Genomic DNA, 19162 nt, shown 5'->3' on the forward strand with positions numbered 1-19162 from the left:
AGTTTTCAAAAATCAATGCTGGAAGCACTGAGCTATCCATTTGATGCGTGCGGCCTCTAGGCGTGGAAGGCGCAGGAGTACAAAGGTACTTCGAGCCTTCCACAACGACGAGGACGCTCCATCAAATCAGTGCTGTCCGTAGACGTTCTGGTAACGGTCGTTCAGCTTATCGATATCGGCCTGATCGATCTCGATGATGTCGCCGAGCTGCTTGGCGGCCCACATGGTGTGAGCGACTTCCTCGGTCATGGCGGCAGCCTTGACGGCACCTTCTGCATCCTTGCCGATGGTGAAGGGGCCGTGGTTCTGCATGAGGACAGCCGGGGACTTCGGGTACTTCTTGAGGGTTTCGACGACGCCCTTGCCGATGGCTTCAGAGCCGATGAGACGGAACGGACCAACCGGAACCGGGCCGCCGAACTCGTCGCCCATCATGGTCAGGCCGCAAGGAATGTTCTGGCCGGTGGCGGCCCATGCGGTGGCGTAGGTGGAGTGGGTGTGCACAACACCGTAGACGTCAGGCATGTTGCGGTAGATGTAGGCGTGGGAAGCGGTGTCGGAGGACGGGGCTTCGGTGCCGTCGACAACGTTGCCGTCAAGATCAACGACGACCATGGAGTTCGGGGTCAGGTTCTCGTAGCGAACGCCGGAGGGCTTGATGACGAACAGGTCGGCGGTGTGCAGACGCTGGGAGACGTTGCCTGCGGTCCAGACGACCAGGTTCCACTTGATCAGCTGCTGGTGCAGGTTGGAGACGACCTCACGAACCTGCTTGACCTCGGCGCGAACCTCGGGGCCGTAATCAGCCAAAGTTGCCATTGTTGGTTTTCCTTTCCACTTGGTTGGAAGCTTGCTAAAAGTTACTTGTCTTCGAGGTTGATGGACTCGATGGCGGTGTGCTCGATCGGCAGACCCTTGGAGAAGCGGGCGAAGAAGTCCTCGAAGCCGATGACGTCGGAGGCCACGGGGGTCTCGGTGACGGACTGGGCGTCCTTGAAGACGCAGCCGTCAAGGTAATCGGCCAAGTTGGAGCGATCCTCGTTGGTGTTCCACAGGTAGTTGGCGAGCACTGCCATGCCCCAGGCGCCACCTTCGGCGGCGGTGGACATGACCTTGATCGGGGTGTTGAAGGCGGCGGCCAGAATCTTCTGGGCGACCTTCGGGGTGGTGAAGATGCCACCGTGGCCCACGAGGGAGTCGATCTGCACGTGCTCCTGCTTGGTCATGACATCCATGCCGATCTTGACCGGGGAGAATGCGGAGAACAGCTGTGCGCGCATGAAGTTGCCGAGGGTCATGTGGGCCTCAGGGCTGCGGGCGAACAGCGGGCGGCCTTCGGGCAGGCCGGCCAGGAATTCGCCGGAGCGGAACGGGTAGTTCAGCAGGCCGCCGCAGTTGGCGTCCACATCGTCGGCGATGGCGGCACGAAACAGGGTGCCGTACAGTGTGCCGGCGTCGACCGGCTGACCGATGGCCTTGGCGAACTCGCCGAATAGGCCGACCCAGGCGTTCAGGTCGGAGGTGAAGTTGTTGGCGTGGCTCATGCCGGCCAGATCGCCGGCCGGGGTGGTGACCAGGTCGACTTCCGGGTGCAGGGCCTTGAGCTTGTGCTCGAGCACGACCATGGCGAAGATGGAGGTGCCGGCGGAGACGTTGCCGGTGCGCACGCGCACGGAGTTGGTGGCCACCATGCCGGTGCCGGCGTCGCCTTCCGGCGGCGCGAGCACGATGCCGGGCTTCAGGGTGCCGGACGGGTCGAGGAGCTTGGCACCTTCCTCGGTCAGCTCACCGGCCGGGGTGCCGGCCACGAGCGGGGTCGGCAGCAGGTTCTCGAGCTTCCACGGCTGAGCGGCGACCTCAGGCAGGGCATCGAACTTCTCGATGAACTCGGTTTCGTAGGTGTGGGTGGTCGGGTCGATCGGGAACATGCCGGAGGCATCGCCAACACCGAGCACCTTCTTGCCGGTGAGCTTCCAGTGCACGTAACCGGCCAGGGTGGTGAAGTAGGCGACCTTGGAGACGTGCTCCTCCTTGTTGAGCACGGCCTGGTAAAGGTGGGCGATGGACCAACGTTCCGGAATGTTGTACTGGAACAGCTCGGAGAGCTTCTGGTGGGCTTCGGAGGTGTTGGTGTTCTGCCAGGTGCGGAACGGAACGAGCAGTTCGCCGTTCTCGTCGAAGGCGAGGTAGCCGTGCATCATGGCGGAGAAGCCGATGTGGCCGATGTGGGTGAGCTTCTCACCGTATGCGGTCTCGACATCGTTGGCCATGGAGGCGTAGGCGTGCTGCAGGCCGCCCCAGATCTCCTCGGTGGAGTAGCTCCACAGGCCATCCTCCAGATGGGAGGCCCAGCTGTAGTCGCCGGAGGCGATGGTGTGGAAGGTGTCGTCGATCAGGACGGCCTTGATTCGGGTGGAGCCGAATTCAATGCCCAGCGTGGTTTTACCTGCGCGAATCTTCTCGGCGATGCTGGCGACCTGCTCGGCCGCATTGTCGATAACTGCCATATCTATCCTTACCCTGCGGAGCGCTGGGGTTTGCTCCCCTTCCTTGGGGTGTTTTTGTTAGCGCTCACAATTTCCGAAAATCATTGTACCTATAACCGAGGTTCGACACAACTTATAGCGCCAACCGGTTTATAACGAATCGATAACAGCGGATGGGGCGATTGCCGACGCCCTACCTGCGAGGGGCCGGCCCCAGGGAGCTACGGCTCATCACCTTGGCGGGAATCAGGCCCACGCCGTGCTGATTCGTCAGGAACACCGGCTCAGAGCCCTCCCCCAGCAGCCGCAGCGTCTCGCGCATCGCCACGCCGCCCAACGCCTCGAAATCGGGGTGCACGGTGGTCAGCGGCGGGTAGAGGTTATCCATGCCCGGCATGTCGTCGAAGCCGACCACGCTGATATCCTGCGGGATCCGCAGCTTATGCTCATGCAGCGAGCGGATGATGCCGACCGCCTGGCTATCGTTCGCGGACACCACCGCGGTGGGCAATGGCGCGCCTTTCATACCGTATTCGTCCAGCAGATGATTCATCTGCGCGTACGATTCGTCCGAATCCCAGGTATGGCAGCGCACGATCTGGGAATCGATGGAATGCATGGCGGAGAGCTTGCGCCATGCGTCCAGGCGGGTGTGGGCGTCTCGCCATTCGTTCGGACCAGCGAAATACAAGGCCGACTTATGCCCGTATTCGCTCATCAACCCCACGACTTTGGCCATCGCATCCCACTGGTCGATGCCCACGATGGCGGTGCGGCGCTTGTTGTCCGCGGAGATCAGGCTCAATCCCTCACGCACGGTCATCTGCCCGTGCGTGGAGGTGACGATGACGCGCGGCTGGCTGACTTTGGCCCGGCATGCGGCGGCGAACATCACATCCGTTGGCGTCAGGAAGATGAAGGCGTCCACGTTCTGTTCGATGAACGTGTCGCATAGATTATCGAACTCGGCCTGAGTGCACAACGCCTCGTGCACCATCATCACGCTCATGAACAGGCCATGTTCGCGCGCAATGGATTCGATGGACGCGATGGCGGAAATCGGACCGAAGAACTTCATGCCGCCCGCGATGAGACCGATGGTGCGGGAGCGTCGGGAGGCCAGGGCACGCGCGGAATTGGACGGACGGTAGCCGAGCTGGTCGACCGCGGCCTGCACTTTGGCTCGCGTGGCATCGGAGACATCCGGGGAATTGTTGATGACACGGGAAACGGTCTGGTGGCTGACGCCCGCCAGCTTGGCCACTTCGAACATGGACGGACGTTTACTTGGTTTGCGGCTGTTCACCATACCACCTGAACCTTTCCGCTCGCGGTCGGCATCCGTTGCCAAGCCGTTGAATGTACTGCATCACCACTGACTTTAGCGCGTTTTCGCAGCACGGCGTTAACGCTCACATCGCCGTGTCGCAGGGAATGCCACACCCGCAACGACTCACAGACGATGATCAGGTCAGATGCCAGCTGATGCGATGCAGAGGGCTCGGACCATGTTCGGCGATGGCGGCACGATGCGCCGCGGAACCGTAACCCTTGTTATGCTCCCATTCATACGGTGCATATTGCGGATTGCCGTGCGCGAGATCGACCATCAGCCGGTCTCGGGTGACTTTGGCGATCACCGCTGCGGTGGCCACGGTGGCGCAATGCTGATCGCCTTTGACTTTGGTGGTGACCGCAGCTGGAACAGGTACGTCCGGGGCATCGAAAGTGCCCAACGCCTTGGTGATGTAATCGTTTGGCCCATCGAGGATCGCACCGACGCGCCACGGCCGAGCACCACCATTCCCCAGCCCGAGCCGCCGTTCGGCTTGTTCGAGCGCGCGCAGCGCCGCGATGCCGAGCGCATAGGAGATGCCCCAATCATCGATTTCCGCATTGCTGGCTTGGCCGACCGCCCAGGCGGCGCACCAATCGCACAGTTCGTCGTAGATGGCCTCACGGCGGTGCTCGGTGAGCATTTTGGAATCGGCTACGCCTGCGGGCACATCAAGCGTATTCAGATCACGCGCCCAGATCGCGGCGCAACCGACCATCACCGGCCCGGCGAGCGCGCCGCGGCCGACCTCATCGAATCCGACGATCAAGTCAAATCCCTGGGCGGCAAGATTTCGTTCCAGGTCAAGTGTTGGCGTGATTTTCGGCATGGTTCACATTCAGGAGGCAGAGGCGTTGCGGTTGGGAACGTCGGCGAAGACGTCGTGATGGGCATCGAGCACGCCGATGCGGTCGAGGGGCCAGTACGTGACCAATCCGGTCCCCACTACGTCCGAAATGGGCACCAGGCCGTGGTCGCCATCGTCCTGATGGTAACGGGAATCGGCGGAGTTGGCGCGATTATCACCCATCACGAACACATGGCCTTCGGTCACGGTCACCGAGAACGGGAAGGCGCTCGGATCCACGCCGGGGCGGATATACGAGGACTCATTGATCGCCACGCCATTGATGGTGATGGGCTGGCCCGCACCCTTGCATTCCACGGTGTCGCCGGGCAGACCGATCAGGCGTTTAATAAGGAACCCGCCACCGAGTCCGCTGCTTTGTTCGGCACTCAGCCAATTGTTCGGATCTTTGAAGACCACCACATCGCCGCGCTGCAGATCAAAGTATTTCGGCGTGAGCTTGCTGGCGATCACACGATCGCCGGGCACAATCGTATCCATCATGGAGCGCGAGGGGATTTCATAGAATCCCAGAAGAAATACGCGAACCAGCACCACGATCAAAACCGGAACGCCGCACCAGAGGAAAAAATCACGCACGGTGAAGCGGTCATTGGACTGTTCGTCTCGCTTGGCGTGCCGTTTCACGGCGGCCGCCCCGCCCGTGACAGCCGCAGCGGATGCAATCGCAGTCGCCGAAACGGCAGGAGGCACGGGAGTCACGTCAACCCCATGATCGGCGACCTGCACAGTGCGCAGATCGCGGGCTGAGGATTCGGCATCGGCATCAAGCTCGTCGGCATCAGCGGATTGCTGCGCATCGGCTTCAGCAGCCTCGGCAATGACGGAAATCGGAAGCGGTTCGTTCTCCTGATCGTCCTGCATGTGCGTATCCTCCGTGGTTCAGACTGTTGCTTGCATAGCCGGCGGTCGGCATATAAGCGGGCTCCATCTTACTTGCCCATTACGAATTCAGCCCGGAACCAAGAACGATTCCGGGCTGAATTTCACGGTTTATTCGCGCGACTGCAGAGTCGCAAACTGCAACAAACCTACCGACGAACTCACTTAGCGGAGTTGTCGCGGCGCTCGACGATACGAGCGGCCTTGCCGCGCAGAGCGCGCAGGTAGTACAGCTTGGCGCGGCGCACACGGCCCTTACGCACGAGCTTGATGGACTCGATGGACGGGGAGTGAACCGGGAAACGACGCTCCACACCAGTGCCGAAGCTGATCTTGCGGACCACGAAGGTCTCACGAACGCCAGCACCCTGACGAGCAATCACCACACCGGTGAAGGTCTGGATACGGGAGTTGTTGCCTTCCTTGATCTTCACGTTCACGTCGACGGTGTCGCCGGGACGGAAGGCCGGGATTTCCTCAGCCGGCTTCATGTGCTTGGCGTCAAAAGCCTCAATAGCGTTAACCATTGTTGTTCCTTCAGTGCTGCCGCATACCAGCCCTAGGTCAAGGATTGCCGCCCGCGTTGTTGCATTGCCGGGCGCAATCGCTCTTAATCATCCCTCGGGTTTGCCCTTGGGAGGCCTGCCGATCCGCCGAAAGTCACGTTCGGCTGGACCCTGGGAGAAGCCGGCTTATGCGGCGGCCTGCCTCTCGACACAGCAAGGCAAAAGTCTACGGCAGCTTGCGGACACTTTGGCGCACAATCAGGTTCGTGGTCAGCTCGATATGCGTAGGCATCGAACCGCCTTTGCCCTCCAACAGTTGCATCAGCGTCGTGGCGCCGAATTGCGCCATTTCTCGCACGGCATGATGCACGGTGGTCAGCGGCGGCAGCAGCATGCGACTGGTGGGCATATCGTCGAATCCGACCACCGAGAGGTCATCCGGGATTTTGAGCCCACGCTCCCACGCCACCGCATAGACGCCGGCCGCCTGCATGTCGCTGGCGGCGAAGATGGCCGTGGGAGGATTCGGCAATGCGAGCAGATCGCGCGCACGCTCCCGACCGTCCTCATAGCGGAATTCGCCAGCCGAGACGAGCGTCGGATCCACGGCGATGCCGGCTTGACGCATGGCGCCGCGGAATCCATCCAAGCGAGCCAAAGCGGTCTGCAGATAGGTCGGCCCGCCAATGAATGCGATGCGCGTATGGCCCTGAGCAATCAGGTATTCAGTGGCTTCGCGCACACCGACATAATCATTCGACCCCACCGTAGGTACATTTTGCGGCACTTCGCCGGTGGGATCGACGAGCACTGCGGGAATGCCGGAGCGGGCCAGTCGCTCTTCGGCCTCTTTGGGAAATTCGAAGAGCGGGATGATCACGCCGGCCGACTTGCGCGCCAACACTTCCTCCAACCATGCGCTGATGTTCCAATCATCACTGGTTCGGGCGGAGACAATCGGCACATACGGCTTGTTGAGCCCTGCAAGCACGCCGGAGAGAATCTCCTCGGACCATGGGGTGTCGAGGTCATCGAGCAGCAGCTCGACCATGTTGGTGGTGGTCTGCTCGGTACGCCTGCGGCGGCGATACCCGTTCTTCTCCAGCAGCGCCTCGATGCGCTTGCGCGTGGCGTCGGATACACCCGGACGATTATTGAGCACCTTGGACGCCGTGGAGAGGGACACTCCCGCCTCTCGGGCGATCTGGGCGAGCTTGGCATTGCCGGGTTGGGAAGTCATGGCCCTTACCATAGCGCAGTTTGGGCACAGCATGGCCCACCGCCAATCCTGCTGCAGCTCTTCGAAGGCCATCACCCAGCAAAGGAAAAGTTTTTAAGAAACTTTCTTTCATTGTCAAGAAAGTCATAAAACCTCAAAAATCGGCTACATTCCAATAAACACGCCGTATTTTTGCACCGTACTTACGCAGTATTACAGTCACAAATAAACAACGAAGTTTCTCTGAAATAGAGAAAGTTTCTTAACCGTGTAGTGCAGCGTTGTCACCACTGGGAACAACAGAAGAAAGGACTTCCCCATGTCTTCCAACGAAGCGTCCACCGCAACGGTGGGTGTCACCAACGAATCGCAGCCCAAGCTGCCCACCCGCATCGGCTGGGCGCTGGTCATCGGCCCGGCCTGCTGGCTCGGCCCATACGTCGGCACCTCGGTCACCCTGCTGCCGGCCAAGATCCAGCAGCTCGCTCCGAACGACAAGGTCACCTTGGTGGCCACCTTCTCCGCCGTGGCCATGATCGTGGCCACCATCGCCAACATTCTGGCCGGCGCACTGTCCGACATCACCCGCACCAAGCACGGCAAGCGCACGCCATGGATCGTCATCTGCTCAATCCTTTCCGGCGTACTGCTGTGGCTGCTTTCCATGGCTCCGAACATCCCGGTGCTGCTCGGCGTGTGGGCCGTCTACCAGGCCGTGCTGAACGCAGTCGTCGCTCCGATGATCGCCCAGCTTTCCGACCGCGTCGCCCCGCGCTGGCGCGGCACCATCTCCTCCTTCTACGGCATCGGCATGGCATTCGGCAACTACGGTTCCGGCATCATCGCCTCCCAGTTCCTCGGCAATGTGGGCACCGGCATCCAGGTGCTCGCCGCGTTCGCCGTAATCGGCGGCATTCTCTCCGCAGTCATCGCCAAGGAGCCCAGCAACCTCGACGAGCCGCGCGCCAAGTTCGATCTCGACACACTGAAGCAGAACTTCATGTTCCCGACTCAGAACTGCCGCGACTACTACCTGGCCCTCGCCGGCAAAATCCTCATGGTCACCGGCCAGTACGTGATTGTGGGCTACCAGCTGTACATCTTTACCGACTACATGAAGCTGGACGACAAGGCCACAGCAAACTCCGTCTCCATCATGTCCGTGATTCTGATGATCACCGGCATCGTGTTCTGCGCCGTGGCCGGCCCGCTGGCCGATAAGTTCCACCGTCTCAAGGCCCCGGTCGCCGTGACCACCGTGATGCTCGGCGTGGGTGCGTTCTTCCCGTTCATCGCCGCCGAGCCGTGGACCATGCTCGCCTACGCGCTGGTCGCCGGCATCGGCATGGGCGCCTACAACGCCGTGGACGGCGCACTGAACGTGGCCGTGCTGCCCGACCCGAAGACCGCCGCCAAGGATCTGGGCATCATCAACATGGCCAACACCTTGGGCCAGGTCTTTGGCCCGATGATCGCCGCCGGTGTGATCAACATCCTCGGCTACCGCGCCATCTTCCCGACCGAAACCATCATCTGCGTGATCGGCGGCCTGCTGATCATGATGATCAAGCGCGTGAAGTAATCAATCATAATGCGATTACCAATGAGCCAAGCCTTGCCGCCGAGCAGAGCTTGGCTCCAGTAATCTTTCAGTCATCGATGACTTTTCTCCTCTAAGGACAGCACCATGAGCACCACTCCACAATCCAGCGCAACTTCAATTTCAGCATTCACCCCGGTTGCCGATATTCCGCGCCGCCTGTTCGGCTCGTTCGTTGAGCAGCTCGGCCGCAGCGTGTACGGCGGTATCTACGAGCCGACCCATCCCACCGCCGATGAATACGGTTTCCGCAAGGATGTGCTCGACCTCGTCAAGGAGCTCGGCGTCACCTGCGTGCGCTACCCGGGCGGCAACATCGTCTCCAACTACCGCTGGGAAGACGGCACCGGTCCGCGCGAGAAGCGCCCGGTGCGCCGCGAACTGGCCTGGCACCAGACCGAAACCAACGAAGTCGGCATCGACGACTTCTACCACTGGAGCAAGAAGGCCGGCACCGAAATCATGCTCGCCGTCAACATGGGCACCCGCGGCCTGCAGGAGGCACTTGACGAACTTGAGTATGTGAACGGCGCCCCCGGCACCACCATTGCCGACCGCCGCGTGGCCAACGGCATTCCGGAGCCGATGAACATCGCCATGTGGTGCATCGGCAACGAGATGGATGGCCCTTGGCAGGTCGGCCACATGACCCCCGAGGAGTACGCGAGCCGCGTGGAGAAGGTGGCGCACGCCATGAAGCTCGCCGAATCCGGCCTGGAAATGGTGGCATGCGGCTCCTCCAGCGCCCAGATGCCAACCTTCGGCACGTGGGAGAAGACCGTGCTCACCCGCGCCTACGAATATCTGAGCTTCGTCTCCGCGCACGCCTATTACTACGACCACGATCATGATTCGCACAAGCCGGAAGGCATGCGCGAATTCCTCGCCTCTTCCGAAGACATGAAGCAATTCATCGCCACCGTGGCCTCCTGCGCTGACTATGCGCGCGAGCAGAACCACGGCACGAAGGACATCGCCATCTCCTTCGACGAATGGGGTGTGTGGTATCAGGACGTTTGGCAGAAGCAGGAGGCTGAGTGGAAGGCCGCCGAGACCGAAGGCCTGCACACCGAACCGTGGCCCAAGGCGCCGCATCTGCTCGAGGATGTGTACAACGCGTCCGACGCCGTGGTTGAGGGCTCGCTGATGATCACGCTGCTCAAGCATTGCGACCGCGTGCGTTCCGCGTCGCGCGCCCAGCTGGTCAACGTGATCGCACCGATCATGGCCGAGGAGAACGGTCCGGCTTGGAAGCAGACCATTTACTATCCGTTCGCCGAGGTCGCCAATCATGCTCACGGCGTGGCCTATGCCCCTGAGGTCGATGGACCGACATTCCATACTGCGACGTATGGCGACGTGCAGGCGCTGGAGTCCGTGGTGACTTGGGACGAGGAGACGCGCGAAGGGTTGATTCTGGCCGTGAACCGTGACCCGGATGCCGCGCATGAGGTGTCGATTGACGTCTCGGCCCTGCCAGGCGTGGATGCTGCTCGCTTTGCGGTGACGCATGCCGAGGTGCTGCATGACGACGATCCATACCGCCAGAACACGGCCGCAAATCCGCTGGCCGTGACGCCGCAGGAGCTGACGGTGGCTGCCGATGGCGCTTCGGTGACCTATGAGCTGCCGAGCATTGCTTGGTCGGCGGTGCGTTTCAAGGCGTGAGTCTCCCAGTCCCCGCACAGTTCGGCGTCGGCGTTGGAACCGTGCGAGGGGAAATCGCACATAAGCTCTCAAACGAACAATGGCGGAATCATTGCGATTCCGCCATTTTCTTATGCTTCGACATGCGATTCAGCGCTGGCCTGGACACAGGCATCACCCTGATTGACACCGCGGAAATGTATGCCGACGGACGCGCGGAGTCACTGGTGGGCGCGCGACTGCCGATCACGATCGTTCCCAGCTATTCCTGGTTTCCAAGGTCCACCCCGTCCCACCAGCAAACAGCCGCTCGACATGGAGTAGCCGCGAGTCAGCCTCGCATCAGCTGGGCTACGGCTGCGCGAATGGCGGCCTCGGCGGCGGCCGGGTCGCTGATGGCTGTCACTGACCGCTCGATCGGGCACATGCCGGTGCCGGCACGATTGAGAATCATCGGCACCAAGGTGCCGTACAAGGCTGCGATGCCTTTGCTTTGCAAGGTCGCTAACCCTGCTTCACTCATCGTTTCGGCATACACGGCTTTGGCACCGAGCTTGGCATAGAGCAGTGCAGCGCCTTTGCCGACTACGCGGTCGGCAACAGAGTAGCCAGCCAAGCTTTGCCCGGCAGCAAGCCATTGCAACAGTGGCCGCACTCCTCGGCCAGTGCCGGTCAGGATCCCAGCACCACTGCGGCAGGCCACACAGCCGAGCGCAGAGTCGGATCGCAGCAGAGCTTTCGCTTGCTCGATATCGGACATAATTGCTCAATCACGCTTGCGATCCACAGCGAACATAATCATCGGAATCGCAATCCATTGCAGAATCAAGCCCGGCAGACCGGTTACGACCGCAGCCGCAACCGAGGCAACAGACATCTGAGCATTGCCCAGCAGATAGACAGCCACGGCGATGGCGATCGCATCGACCACACGGCCGGCGACCTGCGCGCCGAGCAGTTTGATCAGCCAAGCGATGGGCGAGGGAATGGACGCCGGCAGACTCATCCCGCGCAGCAGACCGGCGAACAGGCCGTATGCCGCAAGTTCGATGACCATGAACGGCACCATCGGAGCCATCGGCATGCCGGTCAGCGCAAAGCTGATGATCGGCGCAAAGGCGCCGGTGGCCACGCCGGCGTAAGGGCCGGCCAAAAGACCGACCAGCAATACCGGCAGATGCATCGGCAGCAACGTTTGGCCGAGGGCCGTACCGAGGCCAAGCGCAGCACCGGCTACGTGAAAAATCTGCGGCAGCGCCACTGCGGCGATGACGGCGAGCGCGGCGGCTGCAGTCTGGAATTTGATGGACGGCAACGCGTATGTGCGTGACGTGGTTGCATTGGCTTGCATAACGGAAGCTCCTTTTTTTACCGCTGATCGAGGTCGACGAGATGGTAGTCGCGCGAGCCCAGGCCCATTTCCACGGCGTGCTCGATGGTGTGGATGCCGTGGCGGGATTCGATGCGTTCGATCAATGGTTCCTTGTTGTCGTGCGAAACGTAGACCATGTCGACGCAAGCCTGATCCACGGCCACCGGGTCAAGCGAGGCGCAGATGCCGATGTCGGCCATGACGGGCGGGTGCGGGTTGCCATCGCAATCGCAGTCCACGGAGAGGTTGTTCATCACGTTGATGAAGAGCATATTGCCTTTGAGCGCGTTGAACACGGCGGTGGCGGCTTCGGCCATGGCCTCGAGGAAGGCATCCTGATCGCCGCTGAACGGGTTGGGCAGGATCTCGTCCTGCCCGGAATGCAAGCGTTTCTTGCCGTTAGACGAGGCCATGCCGATGGATATGTTCTTCAGCGCACCGCCGAAGCCGCCCATCATATGGCCTTTGAAGTGGGAGAGCACGGCGTAGTAGTCGTAGTTCGGGAAGTGCGAGCCGACGATGTCGCCGGTGATGCGTTTGCCGCCTCCGACCGGGATTTCGATTTCGCCTTCCTCATCTTGGATGTCGCAAGGGGCGATGTCGAGGAAACCGTGGTCCTTGATGGTTTGCCAGTGGTGTGCGGAGATATCGCGCGTGCCGGGATAGGCGGTGTTGCACTCCACGATGGTGCCGTTCAGGTGCTGCACCAGGTCTTTGATGAGCGCCGGCTGCAGATAATGTGTGTTGCCACCTTCGCCGGAGCTGAGTTTGACGGCCACCTTGCCTTGCGGGCGAGCGCCGAGCGCCTCATAGACGCGCATGAGGCCGGCCGGGCTGATGTCTCGTGTGAAGTAGACGTTGGCCGCCATCGGGTAGTCGGTGTCGTGATTATGCGTTTCCACCATGTGCTGCCTCCTTGCCGCATTGGTCGCATCCAGCTATAAGGATACTCGGAACGCCTCACCGCAAGAAATTTGGGAAATCATTGGCTTCAGCCGGAATTTCTTGCACTCAGACGCGCTCAGTGCAAGAAATTCGGGGAGACGGCCCTGATTTCCGTAATTTGTTGCACTGACAATGGCTCAGTGCAACAAATTACGGAAAACAAAATGAGCACAGTCGCAGGACCATTCCTTGGCCATTTCACATCGCTTCACTTACGCAAAAAGCCCGACAACATGACGTTGCCGGGCTTGGTCTCTCCCTCAGTCACCTATCGGTGACAGCTCCCTCGTCAGAGGGAGCCAGGAAGGAACGCGAGCAAAGCGAGATCAGAACTCGCGGTTCTTGCGGTAGAACTCAATCAGGGACTGGGTGGAAGCGTCCTGAGCGGCCAGAGCCTCGTCATCCTTGGAGATGGCCGGGGTGATCTGCTTGGCCAGCTGCTTGCCGAGCTCAACGCCCCACTGATCGTAGGAGTCGAGGCCCCACACAGTGCCCTCAACGAAGGTGATGTGCTCGTACAGAGCGATCAGCTCACCGAGGGAGAACGGGGTCAGAGCCACGCCGAAGATGGAGGTGGTCGGACGGTTGCCGGTGAACACGCGGGCCGGGACGATCTCTTCCGGAGTGCCCTCGGCGCGCACCTCGTCGGCGGTCTTACCGAAGGCGAGGGCCTTGGTCTGAGCCAGGTAGTTGCCGAGGAACAGCTCGTGCACGTCCTGGTCGCCGTCCTTGGTCGGGTTCGGGGTGTTGACGAACGCGATAAAGTCGGCCGGGATGAGCTGGGTGCCCTGGTGGATCAGCTGGTAGAAGGCGTGCTGGCCGTTGGTGCCGGGCTCGCCCCAGAAGATCTCACCGGTTTCGGTGGTGACCGGGGTGCCGTCCCAACGCACGGACTTGCCGTTGGATTCCATGGTCAGCTGCTGCAGGTAGGCCGGGAAGCGGTGCAGGTACTGGTCGTACGGCAACACGGCATGGGAAGCGGCCTTGAAGAAGTTGCGGTACCAAACGTTCAGCATGCCGAGCAGCACGACGACGTTCTTCTCGAACGGGGTCTTGGCGAAGTATTCGTCGATCTCGTGGAAGCCGTGCAGGAACTCCTCGAAACGAGCCGGGCCGAAGACCACAGCCAGGGAGGTGCCGACGGCGGAATCAACGGAGTAACGGCCGCCGACCCAGTTCCAGAAGCCGAATGCGTTGGCCGGGTCGATGCCGAACTCCTCAACCTTCTCCAGGTTGGTGGAGACAGCCACGAAGTGCTTCTTGATGGCCTCAGCGCGCTGAGCTTCGTCGCCCTCGGCGATGGCGCCGTTGGCGGTGAGCTCTTCAAGCAGCCAGGTGCGGGCTTCGCGAGCGTTGGTCAGGGTCTCCAGGGTGGTGAAGGTCTTGGAAACGATGATGAACAGGGTGGTCTCCGGGTCAAGACCCTTGGTCTTCTCAGCCAGATCGTTCGGGTCGATGTTGGAGATGTAGCGAGCGGAGATGCCGGCGTCAGCGTACGGCTTCAGGGCTTCGTAAGCCATGACGGGGCCCAGGTCGGAGCCGCCGATGCCGATGTTGACCACGGTCTCGATCTTGCGGCCGGTCACGCCGGTCCACTTGCCGGAGCGCACGTCGTCGGCGAAAGCGTAGATCTTGTCGAGGGTCTCACGCACGTCCTTGACGGTGTCCTGACCGTCGACGATGTACTTGCCCTCATCCTCGACCGGGCGGCGCAGCGCGGTGTGCAGCACAGCGCGATCCTCGGTGTTGTTGATGTGCACGCCGGTGTACATGGCCTTGATGCGGTCGCCGAGCTTGACTTCGTCGGCGAGGAAGGTGAACAGGCGCAGGGTTTCCGGCTTGATCAGGTTCTTGGACAGGTCGAAGTGCAGGTCGCCTGCGTCGAAGCTCAGCTCCTTGACGCGATCGGGATCTTCAGCGAACCACTTCTTGAGGTCGATGCCTTCGGCCTGAAGTTCATCATAATGCTTCTGCAGCGCAACCCATGCAGGGGTCTTGGTGGCGTCAACAGGAGGATTGATTGCCATTGGAATTTTCCTTTCCTCGGTGACTGGAGCACCCTCGCACACAGTTCGGATATGCCCCGTATCACCAAACAGAATACTCACAAATTCGGACATGAACAGAACAAAAACAGTCAGTGTCGTAGAACCGAACTACGTTGCATGCGCCAGAAACCTATATATAGTTACCGTTTGGTCACTCATTGGCAGCGAATCGCCCGGCGTTTCCTGAGTCGACTCATCCGCGATCAGACACGGCGACCATCAGCGCAGAACCCCACAAAAGCCCTACGGTTTTTCAGAGTACCTCCATCCGGCACTCGATACTCAAATCACTCGACATAAGGCCAGCATCAAACCGAGCCAGTTCCTGACGTTCACGACGTCTGCGACCTTCATGACATCGCAAGAACACGTCCGATTAGCGTTTTTCCACAGTGTGCTTTATACTCATTATCTTGTGCGCGGTTAGCGAACGCTTTCCGCGAGACAAGCCACTTTAGCTCAGTCGGTAGAGCGGCTCACTCGTAATGAGCAGGTCGTCAGTTCGATTCTGACAAGTGGCTCGACTGCCCTAGGTCGGTTCATCCGCCTAGGGTTTTGCATATCGCCCTGCTTCAATCGGTGCAAGTGATATGCACAACGCGCGAGTGGCGGAATTGGTAGACGCGCAGGATTTAGGTTCCTGTGTCTTTGACGTGTGGGTTCAAGTCCCATCTCGCGCACCCTCTACTACAGCCCGAAAACGGCGGCATTCCAATGAAAGAAGAGCCTGCCGGGCGCCTAAGACGGCGGAGATATACCAAAAATGTGACAGTACACCAATAAGGATTCACCCAAACAGTACCGTTTAATGTTTAATGTCTAATGTCTAATGTCTAATGTCTAATGTCCAATGCCCATATACGCCCATATAACTGTAGGTTTTTTGACACTAACTGTAGGAATTTGAACACTGACTGTAGGTTTTCTGACGGAATTCGTTCAAAAACCTACAGTCAGTGTCAAAAAACCTACAGTCAACGTCAGAAAACCTACAGTCGGTGTTGGAAAACCTACAGTCGAAGATTGTCCGCGGTGTGAGAAATCCCCCAGCGCCCTACGCCCCACGTCCTCCACGGCGAGGATAGTGAAACCCGTACGCGAATCGAGGGAGAGAAGCTGTGTCTGCCATACTTACGCCAGTCGGCCTGTTGCTGATCATTCTTGCCGGCTACCTGTTTCGGCGTTTTGGCCTCTTCGGGCAGAAGGATTACCGAGTCCTGCAAACCGCGGAATTCAACATCGTGCTGCCCGGCGCCATCGTCTACTCGTTCGCCACGAATCCACATGACATTTCATTGCTGTGGATCTCGCTGTTCGCATTCTTCTGCTCGTTCATTCCCGTGGTGTGCATTTTCATCGCCACACGCAAGCGCAACGTCACCGACCGCGCATTCCTGATGCTCAACGGCGCGGGATTCAACCTCGGCTGCTTCTGCTTCCCGGTTGTGCAATCGTTCTGGGGCGCGGGAGCCGTGGTGCCTGCCGCCATGTTCGATATCGGCAATTGCATCATGGTGGCTGCCGGCACCAATGTGCTCACCCAGCAGCTGCTGCACATCCAGCCGGGCAAAACACTCGCCGAACAGCATGCCGGTTCAGCGCCTACCCTACCGTACGAGAAGCCGAAGGATCGCGACGCGAAACGACTGGCCCGGCGCGCACTCCTGCGCACCATCGCCAAAAGTTTCTTCGGATCCGTGCCGTTCGACACCTATCTGCTGATGATTGCGCTCACAATCTTGAATGTGAAAATTCCAGGCTGGATCGCCACCCTTTGCGAACCACTCAGCGGCGCGAACGCGCTGATGTCGATGCTGATGGTGGGCATGCTCATGGATCTGCCGCAGTCCAAGCATGATGTGCGCGAAGTGCTGGCTGTGGTGGCTTGGCGACTGCCGTTCAGCATCATCTTCGCCCTCGCCGCATGGTTCCTGCTGCCGTTCAGCGCATCCATCCGAGCCGTGGCGGTGATCGCCAGCCTCGCCCCGATCGCCATCTTCTCCACATTGTTCACCGACAAAGTGCTCGGCAACGCCAAGCTCGCCGGATTCTCACTGGCATTGACGGCGATTATCGCACTGGTGTTGATGGCTATCGCGCATGCGCTGATGGGCGTGTGAACGGCTCGCTCCGGCAACACGCGCGGACGCACGGGCACATACAACTCCGTTTTCCTTCACATCCCATCGAAAGGGGCTGGCACCTGCCACAACCAGCAGATACCAGCCCTTTCGCATGAATGCATTCAGCCAATCATCGATTCAATAGCTTATGCACCAAACGACTCACCGCGCACATGAACGGATTGACGTCCAATGTGAATTCTCCCGGCAACTCTTCGACATAGCCATTGAATCCCTGCTTGAATTCCAGTACGCCGCGGCCTTCATCGTCAGGGTCATCGAACACACCGGAAATGCCGTAGAAATTATAGCGAGTGATGCCGCGTTCCAGGCATTGCGTCATCGCCACGTGCTGAATCAATGCGGATGCGTAGAACGGCTTATATTGTTCGATGCTTCCTGAGAACAGGTACACGCGTTCCTGCGGATGATCCACGAACATGGACGCCGCTGCGGGGAGGACATCCCCGCCCTTCGCGAATTCAGCGGCCTCAGCCAAACGCTTTTCGGCCGCCGCCAGATTGCGCTGCTCCTCGCCCAGCTGGCGTTCGGTCCTGGTCGTCGGATGCTCATCGTATTTGGTCTGGAGATTGGCCACTTTCGCCTGCAACGCTTCACGCTTGCGCTGCATGTCGGCCACATATTCGGCAATATGAATCTCGGCCAGCATATAGTGGACATCATCGCCGAACGCATGCTTGAACTGATGGAAATATTGCTCATCACGAGCGGCGAAATTACGGCGATTCGCGGTCTGACGTTCAATCTCCGAAAACACGTTCAGCTCATCTTCGCCGATTTCACGCACATGAACGCCCATGGAAGACGCTCGCTTCACGCTCCACTGAGTACGTTTGTCGTATGATTTCAGCAGCGCTTTCTCATCGGCGATGCCTGCAAGATCCTTGACATACACCCAGCGATTAATCACAGAGCCATAGCCACGGGTGAAACCAGCATGCCGCCACCCCAGGGCCTTGTAATTCTCCACCAGGGCATCATCGGCGCTGCCTACCGGATTGCCCTCGGAATCACGCCTGCAATATACAGCGCATGGCCAAGCCGTCACCTTGATGGCCTTATGCCTGCGGGCCGAATCTCGAATGGCGTCGGTCATGGTCTTCAGCACATCGGCATCATCCGGGTCGCACAGCGGGCCAAGCCATACGGAGCCTTCCAAGCCAAACCGGCTGCGCGTATATACGATTTCGGTCGCACCAACCAGCTCCTCGCCACGCCAGACGCCCATATAATCAGCGATTCGACCGGTGTTGGTCACATGACGGGCCATATCGAGGGACTGTTGGAAATTGCCTTGGGGGTACGTGCGCGAGAACGAATCCAACTGCTCACCGCTAATGGGCGAGTATCGAAGCGACCCATTATTGTTCGCTGTCATCGACATTGTCCTTTACTTATTTGTCTTCAGCATTGTTCAAATCGCGTCCGCTGCCGGACCGCGACCTAGCTCAGCAGCGCTTCAATTTCAGGCACCAAGGCCTTGAGCGCCTTGCCACGGTGGGAGATCGCGTTCTTTTCGGCCGGAGTCATTTCGGCACTGGTCAGCGGCTCGCCTTCATGATCAGGTTCGGTGCTGGTACGGCCGGCCGGCTGGTCATCAGGAACGAACAACGGATCGTAGCCGAAACCGTGCTCGCCTCGAGGTTTGCGAATAATACGACCGACCATATCGCCGAGCTTGACCACTTCGGATGCGATGCCGGCTTTCGTATCCGGCACGACCAACGCCGCCGCGCAACGGAATCGGGCAGTGCGCTTGTCATCCGGAATATCCTCGATCTGAGCAAGCAGCAGCGCGTTGTTGGCCTTGTCATGACCATGCGCGCCGGCCCAGCGAGCGGACAGGATGCCCGGGGCGTTGCCCATCACGTCCACGATCAGGCCGGAATCGTCGGCGATGGCGGGCAGGCCGGTGCGGCTGGCCACATCGCGTGCCTTGAGCAGCGCATTCTCCTCAAACGTGACGCCGGTTTCCACCGGATCGGGCAGGTGCAGGCTGCCGGCGGAGACCAGCTCGATGTTCGCGGCGTCTTCGCCGAGGTCCTCTTCGAGGATGCGGCGAATTTCCACCAGCTTGCCTTCGTTGTGCGTGGCGACGACGAGTTTCAT

Annotated in this window: 16 protein-coding genes and 2 tRNA genes; 5 read left to right on the plus strand and 13 right to left on the minus strand. The window is 60.0% G+C overall.

The genetic code is table 11. From position 1 onward, the window contains the following. Positions 1 to 126: 126 nt before the first annotated feature. From F7D08_RS06190 to F7D08_RS06220, 7 genes are all read right to left on the minus strand, one after another. Complete coding sequence (locus F7D08_RS06190; protein WP_033891525.1) at positions 127 to 819, minus strand: L-ribulose-5-phosphate 4-epimerase; 693 nt, start codon at positions 817 to 819, stop codon at positions 127 to 129. Between the two features lie 41 nt (positions 820 to 860). Then, positions 861 to 2507: a xylulokinase gene (locus F7D08_RS06195; protein ID WP_152209794.1), complete on the minus strand. Its 1647-nt coding sequence runs from the start codon at positions 2505 to 2507 to the stop codon at positions 861 to 863. Positions 2508 to 2679: 172 nt separating this feature from the next. After that, positions 2680 to 3795 carry a LacI family DNA-binding transcriptional regulator gene (locus F7D08_RS06200; RefSeq protein ID WP_152209795.1) on the minus strand — a complete coding sequence of 372 codons (1116 nt, stop codon included), beginning with the start codon at positions 3793 to 3795 and terminating at the stop codon, positions 2680 to 2682. Between the two features lie 157 nt (positions 3796 to 3952). Further along, the gene (locus F7D08_RS06205) at positions 3953 to 4651 is read right to left on the minus strand and encodes a ribonuclease HII (protein ID WP_152209796.1); all 699 of its coding nucleotides are present in this window, start codon (positions 4649 to 4651) and stop codon (positions 3953 to 3955) included. A gap of 9 nt (positions 4652 to 4660) precedes the next feature. Beyond that, entirely contained in the window at positions 4661 to 5554 is an 894-nt protein-coding gene (gene lepB / locus F7D08_RS06210) for a signal peptidase I (RefSeq protein ID WP_152209797.1), read from the minus strand. A 179-nt stretch (positions 5555 to 5733) separates the two neighbouring features. Beyond that, positions 5734 to 6099 carry a 50S ribosomal protein L19 gene (gene rplS, locus F7D08_RS06215; protein ID WP_033891529.1) on the minus strand — a complete coding sequence of 122 codons (366 nt, stop codon included), beginning with the start codon at positions 6097 to 6099 and terminating at the stop codon, positions 5734 to 5736. Positions 6100 to 6304: 205 nt separating this feature from the next. After that, positions 6305 to 7318 carry a LacI family DNA-binding transcriptional regulator gene (locus F7D08_RS06220; RefSeq protein WP_193316216.1) on the minus strand — a complete coding sequence of 338 codons (1014 nt, stop codon included), beginning with the start codon at positions 7316 to 7318 and terminating at the stop codon, positions 6305 to 6307. Positions 7319 to 7616: 298 nt separating this feature from the next. Here F7D08_RS06220 and F7D08_RS06225 point away from each other — a divergent pair, with 298 nt between their 5' ends. Both F7D08_RS06225 and F7D08_RS06230 read left to right on the plus strand, forming a co-directional pair. After that, the gene (locus F7D08_RS06225) at positions 7617 to 8879 is read left to right on the plus strand and encodes an MFS transporter (RefSeq protein ID WP_152209799.1); all 1263 of its coding nucleotides are present in this window, start codon (positions 7617 to 7619) and stop codon (positions 8877 to 8879) included. Between the two features lie 105 nt (positions 8880 to 8984). Next, complete coding sequence (locus tag F7D08_RS06230) at positions 8985 to 10565, plus strand: alpha-N-arabinofuranosidase (RefSeq protein ID WP_152209800.1); 1581 nt, start codon at positions 8985 to 8987, stop codon at positions 10563 to 10565. A gap of 310 nt (positions 10566 to 10875) precedes the next feature. Here the strand turns inward: F7D08_RS06230 and F7D08_RS06235 are convergent, their stop codons facing one another. The 4 genes from F7D08_RS06235 to pgi form a co-directional block, all read right to left on the minus strand. Then, entirely contained in the window at positions 10876 to 11304 is a 429-nt protein-coding gene (locus F7D08_RS06235; protein ID WP_152209801.1) for a DUF1893 domain-containing protein, read from the minus strand. A 6-nt stretch (positions 11305 to 11310) separates the two neighbouring features. Then, positions 11311 to 11895, minus strand: a complete 585-nt coding sequence (locus F7D08_RS06240; protein ID WP_152209802.1) for an ECF transporter S component — start codon at positions 11893 to 11895, stop codon at positions 11311 to 11313. A 17-nt stretch (positions 11896 to 11912) separates the two neighbouring features. Next, positions 11913 to 12821 carry a DUF362 domain-containing protein gene (locus tag F7D08_RS06245; RefSeq protein ID WP_226803408.1) on the minus strand — a complete coding sequence of 303 codons (909 nt, stop codon included), beginning with the start codon at positions 12819 to 12821 and terminating at the stop codon, positions 11913 to 11915. A 366-nt stretch (positions 12822 to 13187) separates the two neighbouring features. After that, complete coding sequence (gene pgi / locus F7D08_RS06250; protein ID WP_100494596.1) at positions 13188 to 14888, minus strand: glucose-6-phosphate isomerase; 1701 nt, start codon at positions 14886 to 14888, stop codon at positions 13188 to 13190. A gap of 469 nt (positions 14889 to 15357) precedes the next feature. On the opposite strand from pgi, the gene F7D08_RS06255 reads away from it, so the two are divergent. From F7D08_RS06255 to F7D08_RS06265, 3 genes are all read left to right on the plus strand, one after another. Further along, positions 15358 to 15430: transfer RNA gene (locus F7D08_RS06255), tRNA-Thr, on the plus strand. Between the two features lie 78 nt (positions 15431 to 15508). Further along, a tRNA-Leu gene (locus F7D08_RS06260) sits at positions 15509 to 15589 on the plus strand. Between the two features lie 438 nt (positions 15590 to 16027). Continuing rightward, entirely contained in the window at positions 16028 to 17029 is a 1002-nt protein-coding gene (locus tag F7D08_RS06265) for an AEC family transporter (protein ID WP_152209803.1), read from the plus strand. A 133-nt stretch (positions 17030 to 17162) separates the two neighbouring features. Here F7D08_RS06265 and F7D08_RS06270 read toward each other — a convergent pair whose 3' ends face one another. After that, positions 17163 to 18437: an aminoacyltransferase gene (locus F7D08_RS06270; RefSeq protein ID WP_152209804.1), complete on the minus strand. Its 1275-nt coding sequence runs from the start codon at positions 18435 to 18437 to the stop codon at positions 17163 to 17165. A gap of 59 nt (positions 18438 to 18496) precedes the next feature. Next, the gene (locus F7D08_RS06275) at positions 18497 to 19162 is read right to left on the minus strand and encodes a non-canonical purine NTP pyrophosphatase (protein ID WP_152209805.1); all 666 of its coding nucleotides are present in this window, start codon (positions 19160 to 19162) and stop codon (positions 18497 to 18499) included.

The sequence above is a fragment of the Bifidobacterium cebidarum genome, assembly GCF_009193305.1.
Lineage (GTDB): Bacteria > Actinomycetota > Actinomycetes > Actinomycetales > Bifidobacteriaceae > Bifidobacterium > Bifidobacterium cebidarum.

Bases quoted from the DNA above. Each gene is read 5' to 3' on its own strand.
- F7D08_RS06190 (WP_033891525.1), bottom strand. From the start codon at position 819: ATGGCAACTTTGGCTGATTACGGCCCCGAGGTTCGCGCCGAGGTCAAG.
- F7D08_RS06195 (WP_152209794.1), bottom strand. From the start codon at position 2,507: ATGGCAGTTATCGACAATGCGGCCGAGCAGGTCGCCAGCATCGCCGAG.
- F7D08_RS06200 (WP_152209795.1), bottom strand. From the start codon at position 3,795: ATGGTGAACAGCCGCAAACCAAGTAAACGTCCGTCCATGTTCGAAGTG.
- F7D08_RS06205 (WP_152209796.1), bottom strand. From the start codon at position 4,651: ATGCCGAAAATCACGCCAACACTTGACCTGGAACGAAATCTTGCCGCC.
- lepB (WP_152209797.1), bottom strand. From the start codon at position 5,554: ATGCAGGACGATCAGGAGAACGAACCGCTTCCGATTTCCGTCATTGCC.
- rplS (WP_033891529.1), bottom strand. From the start codon at position 6,099: ATGGTTAACGCTATTGAGGCTTTTGACGCCAAGCACATGAAGCCGGCT.
- F7D08_RS06220 (WP_193316216.1), bottom strand. From the start codon at position 7,318: ATGACTTCCCAACCCGGCAATGCCAAGCTCGCCCAGATCGCCCGAGAG.
- F7D08_RS06225 (WP_152209799.1), top strand. From the start codon at position 7,617: ATGTCTTCCAACGAAGCGTCCACCGCAACGGTGGGTGTCACCAACGAA.
- F7D08_RS06230 (WP_152209800.1), top strand. From the start codon at position 8,985: ATGAGCACCACTCCACAATCCAGCGCAACTTCAATTTCAGCATTCACC.
- F7D08_RS06235 (WP_152209801.1), bottom strand. From the start codon at position 11,304: ATGTCCGATATCGAGCAAGCGAAAGCTCTGCTGCGATCCGACTCTGCG.
- F7D08_RS06240 (WP_152209802.1), bottom strand. From the start codon at position 11,895: ATGCAAGCCAATGCAACCACGTCACGCACATACGCGTTGCCGTCCATC.
- F7D08_RS06245 (WP_226803408.1), bottom strand. From the start codon at position 12,821: ATGGTGGAAACGCATAATCACGACACCGACTACCCGATGGCGGCCAAC.
- pgi (WP_100494596.1), bottom strand. From the start codon at position 14,888: ATGGCAATCAATCCTCCTGTTGACGCCACCAAGACCCCTGCATGGGTT.
- F7D08_RS06270 (WP_152209804.1), bottom strand. From the start codon at position 18,437: ATGTCGATGACAGCGAACAATAATGGGTCGCTTCGATACTCGCCCATT.
- F7D08_RS06275 (WP_152209805.1), bottom strand. From the start codon at position 19,162: ATGAAACTCGTCGTCGCCACGCACAACGAAGGCAAGCTGGTGGAAATT.